We start from the raw sequence: 19,839 nt of genomic DNA, 5'->3' as shown, positions 1-19,839 counted from the left end.
GTCATACAAGGTAGAGGAAACCATCTCGCTAACGTGCTCAAGGCACTCGAATCTGCTCGTCTACTCTACCAGGTGGATCATAGCGTCCTATTATCCACCATTATCTGACAGGCAAGGCAATAATACAAGAAATCTGCTTTTTAAGCGTGGCAAACAGCAGATTCCTCGTCGTTCCTCCTCGGAATGACGGTTCACGATAGGTTGTACTCATAAAGAGTGAGCAGTTACGATATTGCGAACGTAAAGGCTTTCATGATATAATTTGTAGTCGGTTCAAGACGTTGCCCCCTTAGCTCAGGGGATAGAGCAACTGCCTTCTAAGCAGTGGGTCGGGTGTTCGATTCACCCAGGGGGCGCCATATGGCGGGTGTAGCTCAGTCGGTTAGAGCGCCAGGTTGTGGCCCTGGAGGCCGTGGGTTCGAGTCCCATTACTCGCCCCAATTAGTAGAGATGCCGGTTGTCTTTTGATGACCGGCATTTTTTATATCTTAAGTGCAATCACAGTCACTATGATATACAGCAGAAGATTGACAAGCAGTGGCTTATCTTCAAGCAGCACCTGTTCAGGCGCGCTTCCCGCATTCTTTGTGTGGATTAGGAACAGATAGCGAAACAAACCGTAGATCACAAATGGGACCGTAGCCATCATAGCCGGGTGCTGTTGGCCGGAATAGTAGTTGGGCGTGAACGTATAGAGGAAATATGCCATCAGCGATGCCGAAGCAGAGATTGTCAGCATCTGATCGAGCATCAATGTCGAGTACAGGCCAAGTGTCGGCCTGTAATCAACTCCTCCATTTTCCAGGGTCGCTATCTCGCCTCTACGCTTTGCAAGCCCCAAAAACAGCGCCAGGAGAGTCGTGCAGACCAGCAGCCATGGAGAAATCGCAACATGGATCACCACAGCTCCAGCTACAGCGCGAATCACGAACCCGCCAGCTATAGCAAGCAGGTCCACTATGACCACATGCTTGAGATATAGAGAGTAGGCTGTGGTCAGTATAAAATAGGCCGTAATCATCAAACCGAACGAGGTCGCCAGCGCATATGAGGCGGCAAGCCCTCCAATAAGCAACAGCACACAGAACACAACCGCTGCGCCTATGGATATCTGTCCGGCTGCAATAGGTCGATGACATTTGCGAGGGTGTTTGCGGTCACAAGAAACGTCGCAGGCATCATTGAGAATATATCCCGCACCCGATACGGCACAAAACAGCCCAAACGCCGCCGCTGCTCTGAGCAGCATTATCGAGGAATGCCCCTGTTCGATGGTGAAGAGATATCCGGCGAATACAAGCAGGTTTTTTGTCCACTGTTTTGGACGAAGAGATACCGCAAGACCCGCAATTGTTCTAAGCAAATTGCCTCCAACCAGGCTAGTCGCCGATTACGGAAATGACCTCCGACGTCTGCGCCTGCTTCTTTAGCCCGTCCACATCACTGACTGTGAGAGTGACCGTAAAGTCACCGCCGCGTGTGAAGACATAGTGCGCAACCTTGCCCGTCTGTTCTTCCTGGATGCCGTTGCTGCTGTCGAAGTCCCAGGAATACTTAAGCGTGCTGACGCCACCCTCGGCCTCGGCTGTCAAAAATACATGGTCGTAAACGGCAACCGTCTGGGTTCCTATCGGATCAACAGTTATTGGTGTGTTATCTGTGACCAGTTTGATCTCGCCAAGATTGAAAGTACTCGGTATATCAGAGAATATGAGCAGTCTCTTGAGATTAAAACCGCCCGCCTTGAATTTTGCCAAAGGAACGGCGATTCGGACCCACTGATCATCGGTGTCCAAAGCGCCTGTCGGCTCTTCAACCGATATATTTGTATCGTTATCGGATGTGAAGACAAACCTTATCTTGCACACTTTCGGTACGGTATATGGCTCGACATCAAAAGAGTAGCCGGTGCCTGCCGCGGGATCCACTGTCCTGACATCACTAAAGTAAAATGCAAAAACTAGATATCGTGTCCCCTCTGGTGTGCCGGAATACAGCGTCACCGGTTTTGTGAAATCCAACCTGCCGCCTGCATAAAAGCCCTGAGTGCTGATCTCGATAGAGTCACTGCCCGTCAGAATCACATTTTTAGACTCGACAGCCCTGCCGCTTCCCCACGAACCAACCGTTATTCCTTCTTGGCTAAGAGGCGTCCCTCTATATATATAGGCTTCATCTTTTGTCTGGGCATACGCGCCAACAGCCATAACGGCAACCACAACCATTATAGTCAAACGAAAAAATCGCATTACTTCATTTCCTCCAGCCTTAATTCTACCGGGAGCCGACTGCAGTGTCAATTTTGAATTTAGAATTGCTCAGTTGAGCATACGCTTACTCGGCTGATGCTGGTAGCGCGGGATGTGACAGGGTCGACATCAATCAGGACACCTTGAAGTGATGGCTCGCCCTCGGCAGGTTTGACTTTGCCGGGCATCTGTGTAATGAACCTTCTGATAGCCTCTTGAGGATCCAGACCCAGCACAGAATCGACTGCACCCGTCATACCGGCGTCGGTGATATATGCACTCCCGCACGGCAGCACCCTTTCATCTGACGTCTGTACGTGCGTGTGTGTTCCGACAACGGAGCTGACTCTGCCGTCGAGATAATATCCGAGCGCGATTTTCTCCGAGGTTGCTTCCGCATGCATATCCACAAACACCATACCGGCATTATCGCCAAGCTCTGTCAGGATCGTATCCGCCGTGCGGAAGGGACAGTCGAGTGGAGACATAAACGTCCTGCCCATCATATTGATTACGCTGATGGTCCGCCCATTTTGCGCCTTGAAAGTGCCGTAACCCCGACCTGGAGTGCCGGGACCGTAGTTCGCGGGGCGCAATATGCGCGCTTCCTGGTCGATGAAGTCCCAACTGTCGCGTTTTGCCCAGGTGTGGTTGCCCAGCGTGATTACATCCGCGCCTGCATCAAAGATAGACTTCGCAATGGTTTTGGTAATCCCAAACCCGCCTGCTGCGTTCTCGCCGTTTGCAATCACAAAGCTCACATCAAGACGCGAGCGCAAGGCCGGAAGCATATCGCTTATGGCTTTGCGCCCTGGGTTTCCGACTATGTCACTTACAAAGAGCAGTTTCAACTATCTATCACCAACATTTATATGTGCGGCGGGGGAAGGATTCCCCCGCCGATCAGTTATTCACTATTTCCTGTTGCCTGTTGCCTGTTACCTATTACCTACTTCGCATATTCCACGGCGCGAGTCTCGCGGATCACCGTGACCTTTATCTGTCCCGGATACTCCATCTCCTCTTCTATGCGCCGAGCGGTATCGTAGGCGAGTTTCACAGCCGAATCATCATCGACCTCGGTGGGTTTGACCATGACACGTATCTCACGGCCAGCCTGGACGGCATACGTTTTTTCCACTCCGTCGAACGAATCGGCAATGGTCTCGAGTTTCTGGAGGCGCTTGACATAGGTCTCCAAAGTCTCTCGGCGAGCGCCTGGTCTTGCGGCAGATATCGCGTCCGCCACCAGAACCAGCACTGCCTCCACCGAATGAGGCTCGATGTCGTTGTGATGCGCGCCAACCGCATGACAGACCTCTGACGGCTCGCCGTAGCGCTTGAGCAGGTCCATCGAGATGATTGCATGAGAGCCCTCCACCTCGAAGTCCACAGCCTTGCCAATGTCATGCAAAAGCCCTGCGCGCTTTGCCAGCGGCACGTTTACCTGCAGTTCCGACGCAATTGCTCCGGCCAGGTGTGAGACTTCCACACTGTGCTGGAGTACGTTCTGACCATAGCTCGTTCTAAACCGCAGTCGACCCAGCAGCTTGACCAACTCGGGATCGAGACCCGTTACACCTGTCTCAAAGACTGCCTGATCGGCGGCCTCTTTCATCTTTGTCTCAGCTTCGATCTGAGCCTTGTTGATCATCTCCTCGATGCGTCCGGGGTGAATCCGTCCGTCGAGGATCAGATTTGACAGCGCCACACGCGCGACTTCCCGCCGCACAGGGTCGAAGCCCGATATGACCACTGCCTCGGGTGTGTCGTCGATGATGAGGTCGACGCCGGTCAGTGTCTCGAATGCGCGAATATTGCGGCCTTCACGGCCAATTATTCTGCCTTTCATGTCATCGCTGGGCAGAGGAACCACCGAGACGGTCGTCTCCGTGGCCTGGTCTACAGCACACCGCTGCACCGCCAGCGTGATAATATCTCTCGCTTTGCGGTCGGCCTCTTCTCTAGCCTGTTCTTCGGCTTGTCTGATAATGCGCGCAGTCTCGCGCTCCATCTCTCGATCAATTTGCCGCATCAGCAGCTCTTTGGCTTCATCGGCAGACATTCTGGAGATTTTCTCCAACTCGCCCCTCTGCTGCGCAACCAAGACCTCGCCCTCTTCAAATTTGGCTTGAGCCTCGGTTTCTTTCTGCTGAATCATTCTTTCTTTCTGATCGAGGTTTTCAAGCCTGCGATCCAGTGTCTCTTCTTTCTGCGTCAGCCTTCGCTCTAACCTCTGAATTTCAGCCCGTTTGTCCTTATTCTCCTTTTCGATCTCAGCGCGTACCTTGAACGCCTCTTCTTTGGCCTCAAGGAGAATCTCTTTCCGTTTGGCTTCGATTTCCTTTTTTAAATCTTCTTCTCGTCCCGCAAGTTCCGTTCGCTCGGACTTTACGTTAATTTGAAGTTGACGTATATACCCGAAATAGGCTATACAAAACGCCGCGGCGCCAATTATAAGTCCACCGACTACCGCGATTACCCAGTTTGTCATAACGACCTCACCTCCTGAATTGATTGGATGTGAGGTTGAGCGAATTATTATCTGACCAGTAATAACTCCCCGTATGGGGAAGGATAATATCCTCGACTCTTCCTCGTACTACTCGTGTAAAAGTTCTTCAAACACTCTGTTTATTACTTCCCAACCGAACCCTCTTCTTGCCAGAAAAGAGCCCAGCCTCTTCTTTGAATCAAGATCAAAACCGTCGGACTTGCCGATCTTCTTTCTGGCAACTGAAAGCGCCAGATCGAACTCGGCATCTTCGTCCATACTTTCGAGCGCTCCCTCTACGGTGGGTGCGTCGACGCCCTTCGACCGCAGTTCCCAAGAAAGTCTGGCTCTGCCCATCGGCTTTGCAGCCATCCGCGAATTAACCCAGCCTCGGCTGAATTTTCCATCGTCCAATAGACCGCAGTCGGACAGATGCTTTATTACTTCTTCTACGATATCTTCGGGAAAATCACTCCCGATAAGACGTTTTCTTATCTCGGATACCGATCTGTCCCGATATCCCAGAAGCCTCAGTGCACTCTCACGGGCTTTTCTCTTTTCTTCAGCATTGAGGATTTCGACGAGCCTGTCCTCATCAAACGACTGGCCGACCCCCAGGCCGAGCGCGACTATGATATCTTCATGAGTGCCGACGAGAAACTCACCGTCCACAAATATCGATCTTCTGTAACCGCGCCTCTTCTGCGGCTCTATTGCCGTGATTTTGCCCATTCTTTTGTTATGAGTTCCAAGTTATGTGTTGTGAGTTACTTTCTACTCGGCTGCCGCTGTCTCCGTCTTCTCAGGCACGGCTTCTTCCTCTTCATTTGCTTTGCGTATCTGAGACTCAAGATCGGCCATAAGCTCTGGATTGTCCTCAAGATATGCCTTTGCGTTCTCTCTGCCCTGACCGAGGCGTGTCTCGCCGCAAGTAAACCACGTTCCGGTCTTGGTCACAAAGCCCATATCCGTTGCCAGATCGAGTACACTGCCGCTCTTGGAAATCCCCTTGCCGAACATGATGTCGAACTCAGCATCCTTGAACGGCGGTCCCACTTTGTTCTTGGCTACTTTGACCTTCACGCGTGTGCCAACAGCCTCGCCGCTTACCTTAAGCGTCTCTATCCTTCTGACTTCCAGCCTGACACTGGACCAGAATTTGAGCGCGCGACCTCCTGGTGTGGTCTCCGGATTGCCGAACATGATCCCGATCTTCTCACGGATCTGGTTGATGAAGATCGCAGCAGTGTTGGACTTGGATACCGACCCGCCGATCTTCCTCAAGGCCTGAGACATCAGCCTTGCCTGCAAGCCCATATGCGAATCGCCCATATCACCCTCGATCTCGGACTTTGGAACAAGAGCCGCAACTGAGTCGAGCACAACTATATCAACAGCCCCACTTCTGATAAGCGCATCCATGATCTCCAGAGCCTCTTCACCAGTCGAGGGCTGCGAGACCAGCAGCGCATCCACATCCACACCGAGTTGGCGCGCATAATCGGCGTCAACCGAGTGTTCAGCGTCCACAAATGCGGCGGTGCCTCCGGCTTTCTGAGCCTCGGCTATCACATGATAGGCCAGAGTCGTCTTGCCTGAGGATTCCTGACCGTATATCTCGGTGATCCTTCCGCGCGGAACACCGCCAACTCCCAGCGCCATATCCAGCGTGATTGCGCCGGTGGGAATAACACTTACATCAAAGCGGGGCTTCTCACCCAGACGGATGATGGAACCACGTCCGAACTGCTTCTCGATCTGCGCCATGGCCATGTCAAGCGCTTTTGATTTGTCCATAAGTAAGTCCCTTCCTTGACCGGCAAGCCGGAATAAGATTCCATCACGAAAGCACGAAAGGAAGGAAACACGAAAGAGATATTTCATGCTTTCGTATTTTCGTGATTAAAATTCAATAATACTAATAGGCGTATAGGCCGGGCCCTCGCGCCCGAGTTCGCTGCTCATTACAGCCACGCCTGACACCCGCTGCAAGCCCAGATTGTCGGCATCTACATTACCAATTCCTTCGGCAAGCGTCCGTAAATACCTGCTTGTCTTGACCCTGCCGATTGTTATATGTGCCTTGAACGGTTTGTCCTCTTTTTCAAAACCCAACTCGGCGAGCTTACCGTCTATAGACTGCGCCAAGTCAGACAGCCTTTCACGACCACCTCTGCTACCTACCCAGACTACTCTTGCCCTGGCGGGATTCGGAAATGCCCCCACCCCCGATATGGCCAGGTCAAATGGTGAAAAGCCACGCGCACCGTCCTCGACCGCCGATATGACATCCGGTATTACGGACTCATCTACATTGCCTAGGAACTTCAGCGTGATGTGGAAGTTTTCGGGCGCAACCCATTTCACGTCCGGGGCAAGCTGCTTGAGTCGACTTTGCACCTCGGCGACAGCGCGCCTGATGTCATCGTCTATCAAGACTGCTACGAATGTGCGGATAACCTTCATGGTCCCTTTGTTCGGAAAATTCCCGGGAATACCCCTCACCACATAGAATCAGGAAGAATTCCCTGCTAAGAACAGTCTCAGCATGTTTAATCCAAACTGGGACGCGCTCAGCTTTATATTGATCCGGCTGCCGACGAACTGATATCGTTCGGCAACAGTTCCCATGTCACTTGCAAGGGCCATATACACCAGACCCACCGGTTTTTCGGGCGATCCTCCGCTCGGACCGGCTATTCCGGTGATGGAAAGGGCAACATCCGTTCCAGAACGCTGCCGCACGCCCTCCGCCATCGCGCGGGCAACCTGCTCGCTGACGGCTCCGTAATTAATCAACAACTGCTCGTCGACACCCAAAAAGTCAATCTTTGCCTGGTTGGCATAGCTCACCACACCAGCCATAAACGTCGCCGAGCTTCCAGGTATATCCGTTATTCTATTCGCAACAAGCCCGCCCGTGCAGCTCTCGGCCAAAGAAAGCGTCATGCCGCGCCGCACCAGCGTATCCACAACCACCTGTTCCAGAGTCTGATCATCCCTGCCGAACACGCATACCCCAAGCACGTCCGTTATTTTGCGGTCCATCCCGTCTATCAGAGCATCCGCCTCGGCCGTATTCGCCGCGCCGGCAGTTACTCTCAAATGGACCTCACCCGGACTTGCATAAGGAGCCACGGTAGGGTTCGAGCTTTTCAACAAGTGCTTAACTTTATCTTCAACACTTGACTCGCCAAGACCTGCAACACGTAAGATTCTTGATCTAATTATACCAGATTGATTCCCAAAGCGCTCGCGAAGATATGGGATCGCGCGCTCATTGACCATCGGGATAAATTCTCTCGGAGGACCGGGCAACACTATAACAACCTTGCCGTCTTCGGTCTCGAATATCGCGCCGGGAGCTGTCCCAACAGGGTTGGGCATGATCCTGCCGCGAATCGGACCCATCGCCTGCTTCAGGTTGGAGGCAGGCATCTCGATCCCGCGAGTGGCAAAAAACTCGCGAATACTGCGCTCGGACTCTGCGTCGATGACCATCCGGTCACCTACTACTTTCGCCACTGTCTCTTTGGTGATATCATCCTGAGTGGGACCCAGCCCGCCAATCGTGAAGACGATATCAGAACGGGAAAGCGCCTGTTCGAGCGCTTCGATCAATCTGGATTCATTATCACCGACGGTTGACCTGTGGTGCAGAGTTATCCCCAACTCGGGCAGGAGTTTGGACAAATAAGGGGCATTGGTATCGACAATCTGCCCGAGCAATAATTCCGTGCCAACCGACACAATCTCCGCGCGCACCGGCATCCTCCATTAATTCCGATTAAATTATAACCCATACTCTAACAGGGTAGCAAGCTGAATGTCGGACGTCGGAAGCTGGAAATAAGAAATGTTGGTCGGGAGTATTCATGCCGCCGATTATCATTTGTATGGGCTTGCTTTTGTCTTTTGTTTCGGATCAACATAAGCCGGGGTTCGGAGATGATATTCACCGGGAATATCGCCAAAGCTCGTGATGGTTATGCGCATTCGAGTCCTCCGTCAACAAGTCATCAATCGACATAACGCTCGAATGCGCAGTTTTTACAAGCTGTTTAATCTGTAAGAGGTGTAAAAAGCACTTCACCACTGCCGCAGGTGTCTATCGTATACGGCTCAGAGACAGCAGGAACCAGACATGTGAACGAATGCTTGAGAGTGATATTCCAGTTGTCATTCGGACCGGTGAGTTTGCAGTCTCCCATAGTAGCTGTGACTAGATGCATGTGCTTCGATGATTTGACCATGACTTTATCGCCTGCGGCCCTCACGACACAGAAGGTCGGGAATTCGGTCAGTGTCTCGACTTTTATGGCTCCGTCTATCTCAATCCCGGCGTCAAGAACTGGATAATCGGGACGAGGGGTTGTAATAGCTTTGCAGCCGTCGGCCAGGTGCAGTGCACGGCCCCGATTGTAATCGAACAGTCTATATGTTACCTGAGTCTGTTCGCTCACTTCAAAAGCGACGATGCCGGGTCCGACTGCATGTATCGTGCCTGTGGGGACATTGAAGTGCATGCCGGGTTTGATATTGTCTGCTCGATAGAGCATAGATAGCACTTCTTTCTCGCTCGGATTGTCGGAATGAATGAGGTCGCAGAAAGCATTCTTGTCCACACCCTCTTTGAACCCGCAGAATAGATATGCGTCCGGCTCGGCATAAAGGATATACCACATCTCGTCCTTGTGTACATTCTCTGAAACTGGATGCGCCTGGACCGACAGCTTCTCCGCCGAATCAAGCAGTTTTACGACGACAGGCACGTTTACGATCATATCGAGCGGGGTACCTGAAAGAGGACCGTTTGTGATCTTGGTGACAGTCGCCAGGTCGGCATTGCCGGGGTCGCGCGGCCAGGTGCTTACGTCCCATGACTCGCCTATGGGTTGATCGGACTGGACGGATGCGCGCTCATATAACTTGCACACACGCCCGCCGCCCCACGGTCTGGGAACGGATATAGGCTCAAGAAGTAGTGGATAATCGAATTTACTCAATAGAATGCACCTCCGTGCAGAAAGTCAGTGTTTACTTAAATTGGTTTCGGCAAAGTTCAACCATCATCCTGCCGATAATTATCATGTTGGCGGAACAAGCCCAACTACTTTGCCGTATATAATATGGAATATAGATTACAGGCGCCGAAGCTCTTGGCCCGCATTATTCACGAAGATCGTGAATAATGCTCTCGGGGCCCCTGATTATGCGGAAAGCGCATAATCAGGGTTAGTAAGAGCGCGGGGAAACCGATCATTGGGGCTAATTCCAGGTCACTGGAAGGGGTACTTCCTACCCCAGCCCGTCAGCTAACTCCGTAGGCGCGGCAGGAAGGAAAAATATGCCTACAGCACGTATTACAGGTCACCAGATTCACTACAGCGTCTCGGATGGTTACGCAATAGTCCGACCCGAAGGAGCATGCGATGAGGGAACAACCCAAGCGCTTGCGCATTTCGTTAACTCACCGATGATCGAGTCCAGAAACCTCATTCTCGACCTCAGCCGGTCTAAATACGTCGAGACTCCCGGCTACAGGTGGATCGTCAGGCAGTTCAGGCATGCAGAATCGGCGGGAAAATCCCTGGTGGTTGTGGGTCTGCCGCCGTCCGTGGAGCGTGCGTTCAATCTGCTCAAGCTGGATAAGATTGTCCCGACAGTCCACACAGTCCCGGAAGCGCTCGATCTGCTCGGCAAGCCAAAAGAGATGGCTCTGAGCGCATAATCTGCAAATATTCTGGGTCAGGATTTGGAAATCCTGACCCAGAATGGAACAAAAAAGGCAGAGCAATTATACAGCCGCTCTGCCTTGATATTCAAATTTGCAACTCCCCCTGCTGGACGATTTTGAACTTTTCTGGCTCAGGCGGCGTAGACCGAGGTGTTTTCCTGATTTTGGCATCCAATGATCTCGCTCAGCGAAAACGACTTATGCATCGGAAGTATTGAGCCTTCCTGGCAGAAGTCTGTTTGTGAAAACTCTTTCACTTCTTTTTCCAATAATATTAAAGACAAGAAGACCCATGGTCTGTTCTGTATGCCAAGTCCCGTTACGCAAAACCTGCAGTGACCATTTGTATGGCTTGCCATTCGTACACTTTTGCAAGATACGCATGTCTGGACTCAGCAAATCTCTCGTCAGGCCTAATGCATCGTTCACCGTATCCTCCGGCGACTCCACCTGGTCGAAATGGAAGTGCGGCCCATCAGCGCTGACGATAATCTCGTTGCTAAAAACCTCCACCGTAATATCGAACCCATCATCAGACCTCTTAGGAAAATGCAGTGATTTCCATCTTCGTCGACCGACCATTCATGCACAACATCCGTGAAATGAGACAATATATCCGTTGCCATCCGCACGAATTCACTACAGAGGATAGGATATTGGTCTTCCTTTGTATTCATACTAACCTCGCTCATTGTTGTTCTGCAGAACAGTCTGTTAAGGCCTTTGACATTGCTAAGCAGACCTAGATATAGAAGCCGTCTCCCATTAACTTTTGAGACGGCCTCATAGCTTTCTGCCTGGTCATTTACTAAATTTTTCTACCAGAGCTTTTATCCGTTTCTCGCGCGTAGGCTGCATTTTGGCAGAGTTGATTTTGTTTATTTCTTCTCTGCGAATATAGTATGGAAGCGCCGCAAATTTTTTGACAGCAGTTTCGCTTGCTGCAAGCGCATCTGCAACATCATCGGATAACTCCAGTTCGCGCGGCTGATCGTCAATTTCCAATAATACGTGCACAGTATCTCCGATTTTTTTGCCGCAGTGTTCGCGCATCGCTTTGTTGTAGACAAGGTAATGCACATTGCTGCTGGGAAGCAGCGTTGCGCGAAACTCAGCGCCGTCGACTGTAGCAAGCACATTGATACGACCCCTGGTGCCGGTGGTGTCCGTGAAAGATGTTGGTATATAAAACACCGGCCAGGCCATTTTGCCCGGCAGTCTGACTATTGTTGTCTCAAACTCATGCAAAACTTTTCTCATTCAACGCCAATAATTTCTGATGCTTGCTTCCCATACACAGGTCGCACACTTCAGGATTAGTGAATCCTGACCCAGAACGTTTTTGAACTTACTCCTCAGGCTGGACGACTTTAGAACTTTTCTCGCAGAAGCAGTGTAGCGAAAAAGGGCTTCCCGAATCAAGTAAACACCCAGCAGCAGTAGTCTCCTCGCTAAGCAATTTATGCTAAGTAAATTGCACGTCTCGGTCTGAATATCGTATATCTAGAATACGCGCCTTTATACAAGTTTATGGCCGTGTTTTACTTAGCTGATGATCTCCGTCCGCTTCGCAATGGCATCCCTAATGTCACTCATAAGGTGTCGGTCTCTTTCGAGATTGAAGTCAACGCGTGCATCATTCCGCAGACCATAGATGAATGGCAAGTGTCTGCGATCTTCAGGGGCCTCGTGATCATAGCGCGGATGAATGTGTACATGGAGAGCGCGATCTAGGTTGCCGAGTATGGAATAGTTGATAAGTGAAGCGTCCAAGGTCTCCATTAGAGCGTCGCCCACAATCGACATGTCGAGTAGGAATTGTGTACGTGCTTCAAACGATAGATCGTTGAGATTATCGCAGATCGGATCCGCGAGCAGCAGCGTATATCCCCGCAGTCTTTGATCGTCGCCGAGCACAACCCAGCCAGACCGCATACGACAGATGACTGTGGGATTCTCGCCTGCCCGCGCGAGCGCCACGCGTTCGTGGATCAGTGTAGGATATTTCTTCTCAGGCATGCTTTCGTTGTTTCAGGAATCTCTTTTCCCGAAATCCCTCCAATCATTCCGACGCACAAAAGGCAGAGCTCTGCCTTAATCTTCAAATTTGCTGGCTCCCCTGGCTGGACGATTCTGGAACTTTTCTGGCAAGTCATTAGCTTTGAAAGCGGCGAATGGGAATTATATACTCGGGGTATGCAGCCTCAAGTACGTCCCTTGCTTCCTGACACAAGTGGCATTTGTCTGCGTAATCGGTTTTGATGGTATAGCCCAGCCTTGATGCTTCTTCTGCCAATCCGAATGGACCGCTTTTGATCAATGTCGAAAAGACGGGGTGTTGATGGGCGTCGAACGATCTGATAACATCCAGCACAGGGGTATGCTTGATATTTCCGATAGCGACATTGCAGCCTTTGCTGAGATATCCCTCAGAGTCGAGTATAAGCAATTCGAGTGATGAAAACGAGCCGTTATTCCACCAGGGAGCCGTATCACAGATATCTTTTGGCACTCCTCGACCGACCGCCACACTGTCAGCCAGTGTGTAAGCAGCTTGGCCGGTAAAAAAAATATTGCCGCGGTATATTTCTCGAGGCAGATGTCCCAATCTGCGTGACAACTCCGCTAGAAGCTGGTCTGTGCGCAAATCGGCAACATTGGAACTGCCTGGCCCAGCCATGTATGCAACTTCCAGATTGTAAAATCCATCAAACTCTTCTGAGACACGGATGGCACGTTCGACGTTATCCAGCGGAACAAACGGCTCATGGAATGAGTCCAGACTGAACATTACGGCACAGTCTTGAGAATAAAGCTTGTCAAGAAACGAGTATGCTGCCTCTTCACTTGTAGCCCATGAAGCGTTTGTTTCAACACGCGCACATATACCGCGCTTTCGAACTTCAGACACCAGCGTATGAGTCATCTCGGCAACCAAACCGGGTTCTCCACCGAGGAGCACAACCAACTCCAGATTGTTATGCTTCTGCAATGTGTCGATACACTGCATCACAAGGTCGAAATCTACAATACTATGCGGACTTTGGTCACATGCGAACCTGCAGTGGCGACATTTCGCGGTGCATTGGTAGGTCATATTGATCTTTAATACAGACATTTTTACCTCTGCCGATGATCAACTTTCTTCTTGCATTCTTATTTCAAGATGCAAAAAAGAGCAGAGCAATTATATAACTGCTCTGCCTCAATATTCAAATTTGCCGGCTTTCCACCTATATAATGCCGTTCTTCTCCACGCCCTCGAAAAGCACCGTGCTCATATATCGCTCAGCAGCGTCCGGCAGGATTACGACTATATTCTTGCCCTCGAACTCGTCCATGCGCGCAACCCGATCCGCCACAGCCATAGCTGCTCCACATGATATGCCGACCAGAATGCCCTCTTCACGCGGGAGCCTACGCGCATACTCGATTGCTTCGTCACTGGCGACAGTCTCCACTCTGTCTATCAGCGAAAGGTCCAAAACCTCAGGCACAAAACCAGCCCCTATCCCTTGAATCTTATGCGTACCCGGTTTTATCGGCTGGTCCATAATCGTCTGAGTAAGCACAGGTGACTCTGCAGGTTCTACAGCGATAGATGTGATTTGCTTTCCTTTGACACACTTGAAGAACCGCGAGATGCCCGTTATCGTGCCGCCAGTCCCTACTCCAGCCACCAGCACATCCACGTTGCCGTCTGTATCGTCCCAAATTTCAGGACCGGTGGTCTCTTCATGAATCTGGGGGTTTGCTGGGTTCTTGAACTGCTGGGGCATAAAGAATTTGTCCGGGTCGGATTCGACCATCTGTTCAGCACGATCTATCGAGCCTTTCATCCCCAGTGCGCCATCCGTGAGTTCGATCTTTGCCCCTAAGGCCATCAACACTTTGCGCCGCTCGATGCTCATAGTCTCAGGCATGGTAAGGATTACCGGATAACCCCTGGCCGCGCCGACGAATGCAAGCGCAATGCCCGTATTGCCGCTGGTTGGCTCCACGATCACCTTGCCATGCTTGAGCGAGCCGTCCATCTCAGCCGTCCATATCATCGACGCCCCGACTCTGCACTTTACCGAATATGCCGGGTTCCTACCCTCTATCTTCGCCAGAACAGTCGCCTTTGCACCCTTCGTGATCCGGTTGATCCTGACCAGGGGCGTTCGACCGATGCTGTATGAATTGTCCTCAAACCAGTTTGCCATATAATTTCCCCTATCTTGACAATGTGATACCCCAAATTGACAAAGCCGGAATCTATCGTATAATGTCAATATATCCGCAGCGGGAGGACCGTGTATGTTTCGTGACCTCAAAAACGACGATGCTGTCGTGTTGATAGTTCAGGTGCTGGCCATAATCCTTGTTTTCGCTGTTCCAACAACCGTGCTCGCACTTGCGCTGCCGGACCATTCATCGAAGATTGTGCTCTGCGGCATCTATCTGCTATTCGCAACCGTCGCACTCTTTGCAGGAGCCGGCTGGCGAGAGCCTAATTATTCCGTTCGAGCCAAGATATATACCCTGCTCGTACTTGCCGCCACTATTTTTTACGTGCCCACATCACGACTGATTACTGATTTCGATTGGGATTTCATAGACTTCATCAATTCCGTCGGAATACGTAGCGCATATCTGCTCTCACCGTTTCTGGTAGGTCTCATACTTTCATATGTAATGAGGAAATACACCTCCGGCAAGTAACTGCCTGCTCTATTTCCAGAAAATCATCTCCGGCGGGTTTTTCTCCATCTCGAAAAACTCAATCGCGGGATAACCCAGAATTATTGGTGCGACAACCGTATAATCCGCCGGAATACCCAGTGCGGCCTTTGTGTCGGGACTGCTCAGATACATTGCAAGGAAGCCTATCCAGCAGCTTCCAAGTCCCATTCCTCGCGCCATAAGCATCATGTTCTCTGCGGCAAGGGTGCAATCGACTTCTGGCACCGGGCTGACGTTGGGCTTTGCGCAGACTATTACCAGCGCAGGAGCATTGTAGAACACATTGTAGTCCGGGCTCTGCATAGCCTCGCGATATCTTTCGAGCGCTGGCATCCGGTCGAGAACGCTCAGCAGATGTGCTTTAGTTTTCTCCGACAGATCGTCAAGCAGAGCTTTGTCCTGGATGACAGCAAATGCACACGGCTGAGTGTTCATTGCGCTTGGAGCCTGGATCGCTGCATCTATCAACTGCTCAATAGTTGCACGGTCCACCGGTTTGTCCTGATATGCGCGCATCGAACGTCGAGTGTAAAGAGCTTCTTTCAGGTCCATGATGTCCCCTCAAAAAATGTGATGGTGATATTCTATCAGCAAGTGATGTGACAAGCAAGCTGTGCATATTAGGGGTTATGCATTTTCAGACGTTGCGATTTCAGACATCACGCTCTCCCAGTCTGTGTAAAGCGCAGACAACTGCTCGGAAAGTCTGTCATATTCCGTCGACATATCTTTGGCGGAGCCGTTGCGATATGTCTCCTCGCTGCCCAGAGCTTCGGTTATTTCGCGCATTCTATCCTCGACTTGATGGATCTGACTCTCAAGCATTGTCTGCTGCTTTGCAAGCTCACGTTTTCTGCGTTCCATCTCGCGCAGGGACGTAACCGGCCGCTCTTTCACTGGCTCGGGCTTGGATTCAAGCACAACAACTTGTGACGGATTCGCTTTATCGCGATAGCTCGAGTAATTGCCCAGATAAGTCGTAAACTCGCCATCCTTTATTTCTATGATCTCATCGGCTATGGCATCGAGCAGATAGCGGTCGTGAGAAGCAGCAATCACAGTGCCGTCGTATGCCCTCAATGCATTTTCCAGAGCCTCACGAGATGCGATGTCGAGATGGTTGGTCGGCTCATCGAGCAAGAGTAAGTTCGGGCTGGACGCGAGGACCTTCGCAAGCGCCAGCCTGCACATCTCGCCACCGGAGAGCACTTCCACTTTCTTGAAAGCATCGTCGCCCATAAAGAGAAACTTTGCCAGCAGATCGCGAGCCTGCACGGCATTCAGGCTCGAATCCGCCAACAGTTCTTCCAATACGCTGCGAGTGGGGACCAGATGGTCGAACTCCTGCGCGAAGTATACCGGCTCCACATTGTGGCCGAATATGACTTCTCCCGAATCTGCATCTTCACGCCCGTCTATGATCTTGAGCAGGGTGGTCTTGCCGCTGCCGTTCGGCCCGACAATGCCTATCTTGCGCCCGCGCTCGACTACGTAGTCGGCATTCGTAAACAACTGCCTTCCGGGATAGCCTTTTGTGAGATTCACAAGCCTGAGGACTTCACGACCGCTGCGCACAGCCGATGCAAAATGGACCTTGACTGTCCGCTGGCTGCCCACAGCCTGCACCCGATTGATGCGTTCGAGCTGCTTGATCTTTGAATCGCGCCTGCTGAACTTGCGGTCCGAAAAAAGAGTCTGTATGGCTGTCTCGATGCGCGCTATTTCCTTCTGCTGCTCCTTATAGAGCCTGCGCTGCTCTTCGATGCGGGCTTCCTTTTGTTTCGCAAAGGATGAATAATTGCCTTTGTAGGTCGAGACCGTTCCAAAGTCCAGCTCGAACACTTTTCCCACTACCCTGTCCATAAAGTAGCGATCATGACTGACTATGAGCGCAGCGCCTTTATATCTGTCCTGCAGATATTCCTGGAGCCATTCGCAGGCCTGTATGTCCAGATGGTTGGTAGGCTCGTCAAGCAGCAACAGATCCGGTGACAAAAGCAGCAGCCTTGCCAGCGCTGCCCTGGTCTTCTGGCCGCCGCTGAGAGTCTGCACTGGTTTGACAAGGTCCGACTCCTCGAAACCCAGCCCCAACAGTATAGCTTTCGCCTGAACCTGATAATCGAATCCGCGCAGATTGTCGAACCGATGGCTGATCTCCGCATATCTGCTGCCGAGAATATGGGCCTGCTCACCTGTCGAGTGCTTCATCTTTCTATCCAGGTCGGCTAGCTCGCAGGCGCATTCATATATCTCCGGCGTCACGCCCACCACGGCGGGCAGCATCTCCGATGTCTCCGGCAGATCGACTTCCTGCGGCAGATAACCGATCGTGGTCCCGCTCTCTTTGTTGACTGTCCCGTCGTCCGCAGACTCCTGACTACAAATTATCTTGAGCAGTGTGGTCTTGCCGGTGCCGTTCGCCCCAATCAGAGCTGTGCGCTCACGTTCATTTACAAGAAGCGAAACGTCATCAAAGAGATCACGGGTGCCGTAGGATTTTTTTATATTGGAGAGTGTTAAAATAGCCATATTCGCAGCAAAGGCCGCGGACAATGCGCTATTCCGCGGCCCTTTTCCACACTTATTTTATCTCGGCTCACGTGAACTGTCAACGCGAGTGGTCAGAGCGTATGGCCGGTAAATTTGACAGAGCAGCGACTGATGTGTTAGCATTGGATGTTCTCGCGGCAGTTGCCGGGCGCTTATGTGACGGCTAAAAGGTTTACATAGCATCCTCTATGGGTAATTGGCGCGGGAAAGGAGGCGATGTTTTGCGAAGACGAGAGTTTCGGCTCGCGCGAACCGCCGCAGTGGCAGTAATTATGCTGACAATGCTGATGGCGGTTGGAGCCAACCGAGATGACGTCGTGCAAGCCCAGCGCCTGGAAACGGTGACTGTCAAAATCCGCTATGATGGAAATGAACGACAGGTACGCACCGCCCAGACGTCTGTTGGCGCGACCCTCAAGGAAGAAGGGATCGTGGTGGGACCGATCGATATGGTCACACCTGCGACGAATGGACAGCCGCATGATGGGATGAAAATCACGGTTGTTCGGGTTTCAGAATCGATTGAGGAGATCAAGAGCCCTATCGGTTTCGAGACCGTTAAAACATTCACTAAGTCTCTGCGCCCGGGAGTGGTCAAAGTGACCAGGAACGGGGTTCGTGGAGAAAAGGTCGTGCGTTACAAGGTCCGCTGTCATGACGGCGTGCCCGTAATGCGCACCAAAGTCGAGAGCGTTGTGGTAAAGCAGCCCGTGAACAAGGTGGTCAGCATTGGTTCAAAAGGCCGCTATACCAGCCGCGGCGAATACCGCACAAAGCGCGTGCTGAAAATGTCTGCCAGCGCATATGATCCCGGCCCAAGAAGCTGTGGAAAGTGGGCGACAGGCAGGACAAGTTGCGGTATGAAAGCGGGCTATGGCGTGGTTGCCGTCGACCCGGATGTAATTAGTCTTGGGACCAGGCTCTATATTGAGGGCTATGGTCATGCTATTGCAGGCGATGTAGGCCGCTCTATACAGGGCAACCGCATCGATCTCGGGTTCGACACATATCGTGAGGCAATCCGTTTTGGACGTAAAAAAGTAAACGTCCATATACTGGAGTAGTCCACGCCTGTCAAGCTGGATAGTTTACGAAGGCCGCCATATGGCGGCCTATATTTTATTAGTCAACAGAATCTATTTCCTGTTACCTGTTCCCTATTACCTAATTACAATATGAACCTCACATCCGCTCCACAAGTCAGAAAACTGCTCGCCGACCATGGCCTGCGCCCAAAAAAGCGCCTCGGGCAGAATTTCCTTATTGATCGTAATGTGCTGGAACGAATCGTGGCAGCAAGCGGCGCTCGTGAGGGCGTGAATGTTCTTGAGATCGGACCAGGGCTGGGTGTGCTCACAAAAGAATTGGCCGATACAGGCGCCCGGGTGGTATGCGTAGAGGCGGACAAAGCGCTTATCCCCATTCTCGAAGATACGCTTGTCGGCAGTGCTGTCGAGATCATAAACCAGGATTTTCTTAAAGTCAATCTGTCTGAGTTTATCGGCAAGCGCGGTGGAGGCAAGTGGACTGTGGTCGGCAATCTGCCCTATTACATCACAAGTCCAATAATCACAATGCTCCTGGATTCCAAAGAGATCATCTCATCCATAGTATTGATGGTGCAGAGGGAAGTGGCTCGGAGACTCCAGGCTGCACCAGGGACGGATGACTACGGCTCGCTGAGCGTATTCGTGCAATATCACTGCGAGATCGAGAGCGTGATGAAAGTCTCAAAAAACGTGTTCTATCCCGTGCCGGATGTCGATTCCGAAGTGGTCAAGCTGACCATGCGGGAAAAGCCGGCTGTGGCTGTGTGCGATGAGGCTCTCTTTTTCAGAATAGTAAGGGCGGCTTTCGGCAAACGCAGGAAAACACTACTTAATGCGCTCGGTTCATCGGCGGAGTTAGGTTGGGATAAAGAAAAAGCTCACCTAATCCTTGCCCAGGCTGAAATTGATGAGAACAGACGTGGGGAGACTCTCTCGCTGGACGAGTTTGCAGCGCTTGGCACGAGTGCATTCCAAAACTAAGGTAATGCTCACATGTCATTCCCAGCCTGACTGGGAATCCAGGAACCGGCGCTA

General features: G+C 51.5%; 20 protein-coding genes and 2 tRNA genes. 6 read left to right on the top strand and 16 right to left on the bottom strand.

Going from position 1 to position 19,839, the window contains the following annotated elements; genetic code table 11:
• Nucleotides 1-283: 283 nt before the first annotated feature.
• Both LLG46_08375 and LLG46_08370 read left to right on the top strand, forming a co-directional pair.
• Nucleotides 284-359 (top strand) — tRNA-Arg (locus tag LLG46_08375).
• 4 nt (nucleotides 360-363) lie between these two features.
• Nucleotides 364-440: transfer RNA gene (locus tag LLG46_08370), tRNA-His, on the top strand.
• A 41-nt stretch (nucleotides 441-481) separates the two neighbouring features.
• On the opposite strand, the gene LLG46_08365 is transcribed toward LLG46_08370, so the two are convergent.
• The 9 genes from LLG46_08365 to LLG46_08325 all read right to left on the bottom strand — a co-directional run bounded on the left by LLG46_08365 (nucleotide 482) and on the right by LLG46_08325 (nucleotide 9,749).
• Nucleotides 482-1,363, bottom strand: a complete 882-nt coding sequence (locus LLG46_08365; protein MCE5323314.1) for a decaprenyl-phosphate phosphoribosyltransferase — start codon at nucleotides 1,361-1,363, stop codon at nucleotides 482-484.
• Between the two features lie 16 nt (nucleotides 1,364-1,379).
• Nucleotides 1,380-2,249, bottom strand: coding sequence for a PKD domain-containing protein (locus LLG46_08360; protein ID MCE5323313.1), 870 nt, complete (start codon nucleotides 2,247-2,249; stop codon nucleotides 1,380-1,382).
• A 59-nt stretch (nucleotides 2,250-2,308) separates the two neighbouring features.
• Nucleotides 2,309-3,100: a TIGR00282 family metallophosphoesterase gene (locus tag LLG46_08355; GenBank protein ID MCE5323312.1), complete on the bottom strand. Its 792-nt coding sequence runs from the start codon at nucleotides 3,098-3,100 to the stop codon at nucleotides 2,309-2,311.
• Between the two features lie 98 nt (nucleotides 3,101-3,198).
• A complete protein-coding gene (gene rny, locus LLG46_08350) occupies nucleotides 3,199-4,743 on the bottom strand; it encodes a ribonuclease Y (GenBank protein MCE5323311.1) in 1,545 nt (514 codons plus the stop codon).
• A gap of 108 nt (nucleotides 4,744-4,851) precedes the next feature.
• A complete protein-coding gene (locus LLG46_08345; protein ID MCE5323310.1) occupies nucleotides 4,852-5,475 on the bottom strand; it encodes a recombination regulator RecX in 624 nt (207 codons plus the stop codon).
• A gap of 42 nt (nucleotides 5,476-5,517) precedes the next feature.
• On the bottom strand, nucleotides 5,518-6,540 hold the full coding sequence (recA, locus tag LLG46_08340; protein MCE5323309.1) for a recombinase RecA: 1,023 nt from the start codon (nucleotides 6,538-6,540) through the stop codon (nucleotides 5,518-5,520).
• A 105-nt stretch (nucleotides 6,541-6,645) separates the two neighbouring features.
• Nucleotides 6,646-7,209: an RNA 2',3'-cyclic phosphodiesterase gene (gene thpR / locus LLG46_08335; GenBank protein MCE5323308.1), complete on the bottom strand. Its 564-nt coding sequence runs from the start codon at nucleotides 7,207-7,209 to the stop codon at nucleotides 6,646-6,648.
• A 48-nt stretch (nucleotides 7,210-7,257) separates the two neighbouring features.
• The gene (locus LLG46_08330; GenBank protein MCE5323307.1) at nucleotides 7,258-8,508 is read right to left on the bottom strand and encodes a competence/damage-inducible protein A; all 1,251 of its coding nucleotides are present in this window, start codon (nucleotides 8,506-8,508) and stop codon (nucleotides 7,258-7,260) included.
• A gap of 296 nt (nucleotides 8,509-8,804) precedes the next feature.
• Nucleotides 8,805-9,749 carry a class I mannose-6-phosphate isomerase gene (locus tag LLG46_08325; protein ID MCE5323306.1) on the bottom strand — a complete coding sequence of 315 codons (945 nt, stop codon included), beginning with the start codon at nucleotides 9,747-9,749 and terminating at the stop codon, nucleotides 8,805-8,807.
• A 341-nt stretch (nucleotides 9,750-10,090) separates the two neighbouring features.
• On the opposite strand from LLG46_08325, the gene LLG46_08320 reads away from it, so the two are divergent.
• On the top strand, nucleotides 10,091-10,474 hold the full coding sequence (locus LLG46_08320; protein MCE5323305.1) for an STAS domain-containing protein: 384 nt from the start codon (nucleotides 10,091-10,093) through the stop codon (nucleotides 10,472-10,474).
• Nucleotides 10,475-10,678: 204 nt separating this feature from the next.
• Here the strand turns inward: LLG46_08320 and LLG46_08315 are convergent, their stop codons facing one another.
• The 5 genes from LLG46_08315 to cysK form a co-directional block, all read right to left on the bottom strand.
• Complete coding sequence (locus LLG46_08315) at nucleotides 10,679-11,062, bottom strand: hypothetical protein (GenBank protein MCE5323304.1); 384 nt, start codon at nucleotides 11,060-11,062, stop codon at nucleotides 10,679-10,681.
• Between the two features lie 219 nt (nucleotides 11,063-11,281).
• A complete protein-coding gene (locus LLG46_08310; GenBank protein ID MCE5323303.1) occupies nucleotides 11,282-11,728 on the bottom strand; it encodes a YdeI/OmpD-associated family protein in 447 nt (148 codons plus the stop codon).
• Nucleotides 11,729-12,025: 297 nt separating this feature from the next.
• Entirely contained in the window at nucleotides 12,026-12,499 is a 474-nt protein-coding gene (locus tag LLG46_08305; protein MCE5323302.1) for a hypothetical protein, read from the bottom strand.
• Between the two features lie 136 nt (nucleotides 12,500-12,635).
• Nucleotides 12,636-13,598: a 4Fe-4S cluster-binding domain-containing protein gene (locus LLG46_08300; protein MCE5323301.1), complete on the bottom strand. Its 963-nt coding sequence runs from the start codon at nucleotides 13,596-13,598 to the stop codon at nucleotides 12,636-12,638.
• A gap of 115 nt (nucleotides 13,599-13,713) precedes the next feature.
• Nucleotides 13,714-14,685, bottom strand: coding sequence for a cysteine synthase A (gene cysK, locus LLG46_08295; GenBank protein MCE5323300.1), 972 nt, complete (start codon nucleotides 14,683-14,685; stop codon nucleotides 13,714-13,716).
• A 94-nt stretch (nucleotides 14,686-14,779) separates the two neighbouring features.
• Here cysK and LLG46_08290 point away from each other — a divergent pair, with 94 nt between their 5' ends.
• The gene (locus LLG46_08290) at nucleotides 14,780-15,184 is read left to right on the top strand and encodes a hypothetical protein (protein ID MCE5323299.1); all 405 of its coding nucleotides are present in this window, start codon (nucleotides 14,780-14,782) and stop codon (nucleotides 15,182-15,184) included.
• Nucleotides 15,185-15,193: 9 nt separating this feature from the next.
• Here LLG46_08290 and LLG46_08285 read toward each other — a convergent pair whose 3' ends face one another.
• Together LLG46_08285 and LLG46_08280 are read right to left on the bottom strand one after the other, a co-directional pair.
• Nucleotides 15,194-15,757: a nitroreductase family protein gene (locus LLG46_08285; protein ID MCE5323298.1), complete on the bottom strand. Its 564-nt coding sequence runs from the start codon at nucleotides 15,755-15,757 to the stop codon at nucleotides 15,194-15,196.
• Nucleotides 15,758-15,832: 75 nt separating this feature from the next.
• Nucleotides 15,833-17,734, bottom strand: coding sequence for an ATP-binding cassette domain-containing protein (locus LLG46_08280; protein ID MCE5323297.1), 1,902 nt, complete (start codon nucleotides 17,732-17,734; stop codon nucleotides 15,833-15,835).
• Nucleotides 17,735-17,976: 242 nt separating this feature from the next.
• On the opposite strand from LLG46_08280, the gene LLG46_08275 reads away from it, so the two are divergent.
• Together LLG46_08275 and rsmA are read left to right on the top strand one after the other, a co-directional pair.
• A complete protein-coding gene (locus LLG46_08275; protein MCE5323296.1) occupies nucleotides 17,977-18,819 on the top strand; it encodes a G5 domain-containing protein in 843 nt (280 codons plus the stop codon).
• Nucleotides 18,820-18,930: 111 nt separating this feature from the next.
• Nucleotides 18,931-19,785: a 16S rRNA (adenine(1518)-N(6)/adenine(1519)-N(6))-dimethyltransferase RsmA gene (rsmA, locus tag LLG46_08270; GenBank protein MCE5323295.1), complete on the top strand. Its 855-nt coding sequence runs from the start codon at nucleotides 18,931-18,933 to the stop codon at nucleotides 19,783-19,785.
• Nucleotides 19,786-19,839 lie beyond the last annotated feature (54 nt).

It is taken from the genome of bacterium (assembly GCA_021371935.1).
In the GTDB taxonomy this organism is placed as follows: domain Bacteria; phylum Armatimonadota; class UBA5829; order UBA5829; family UBA5829; genus UBA5829.
This window is presented reverse-complemented; position numbering and strand designations above follow the sequence as displayed.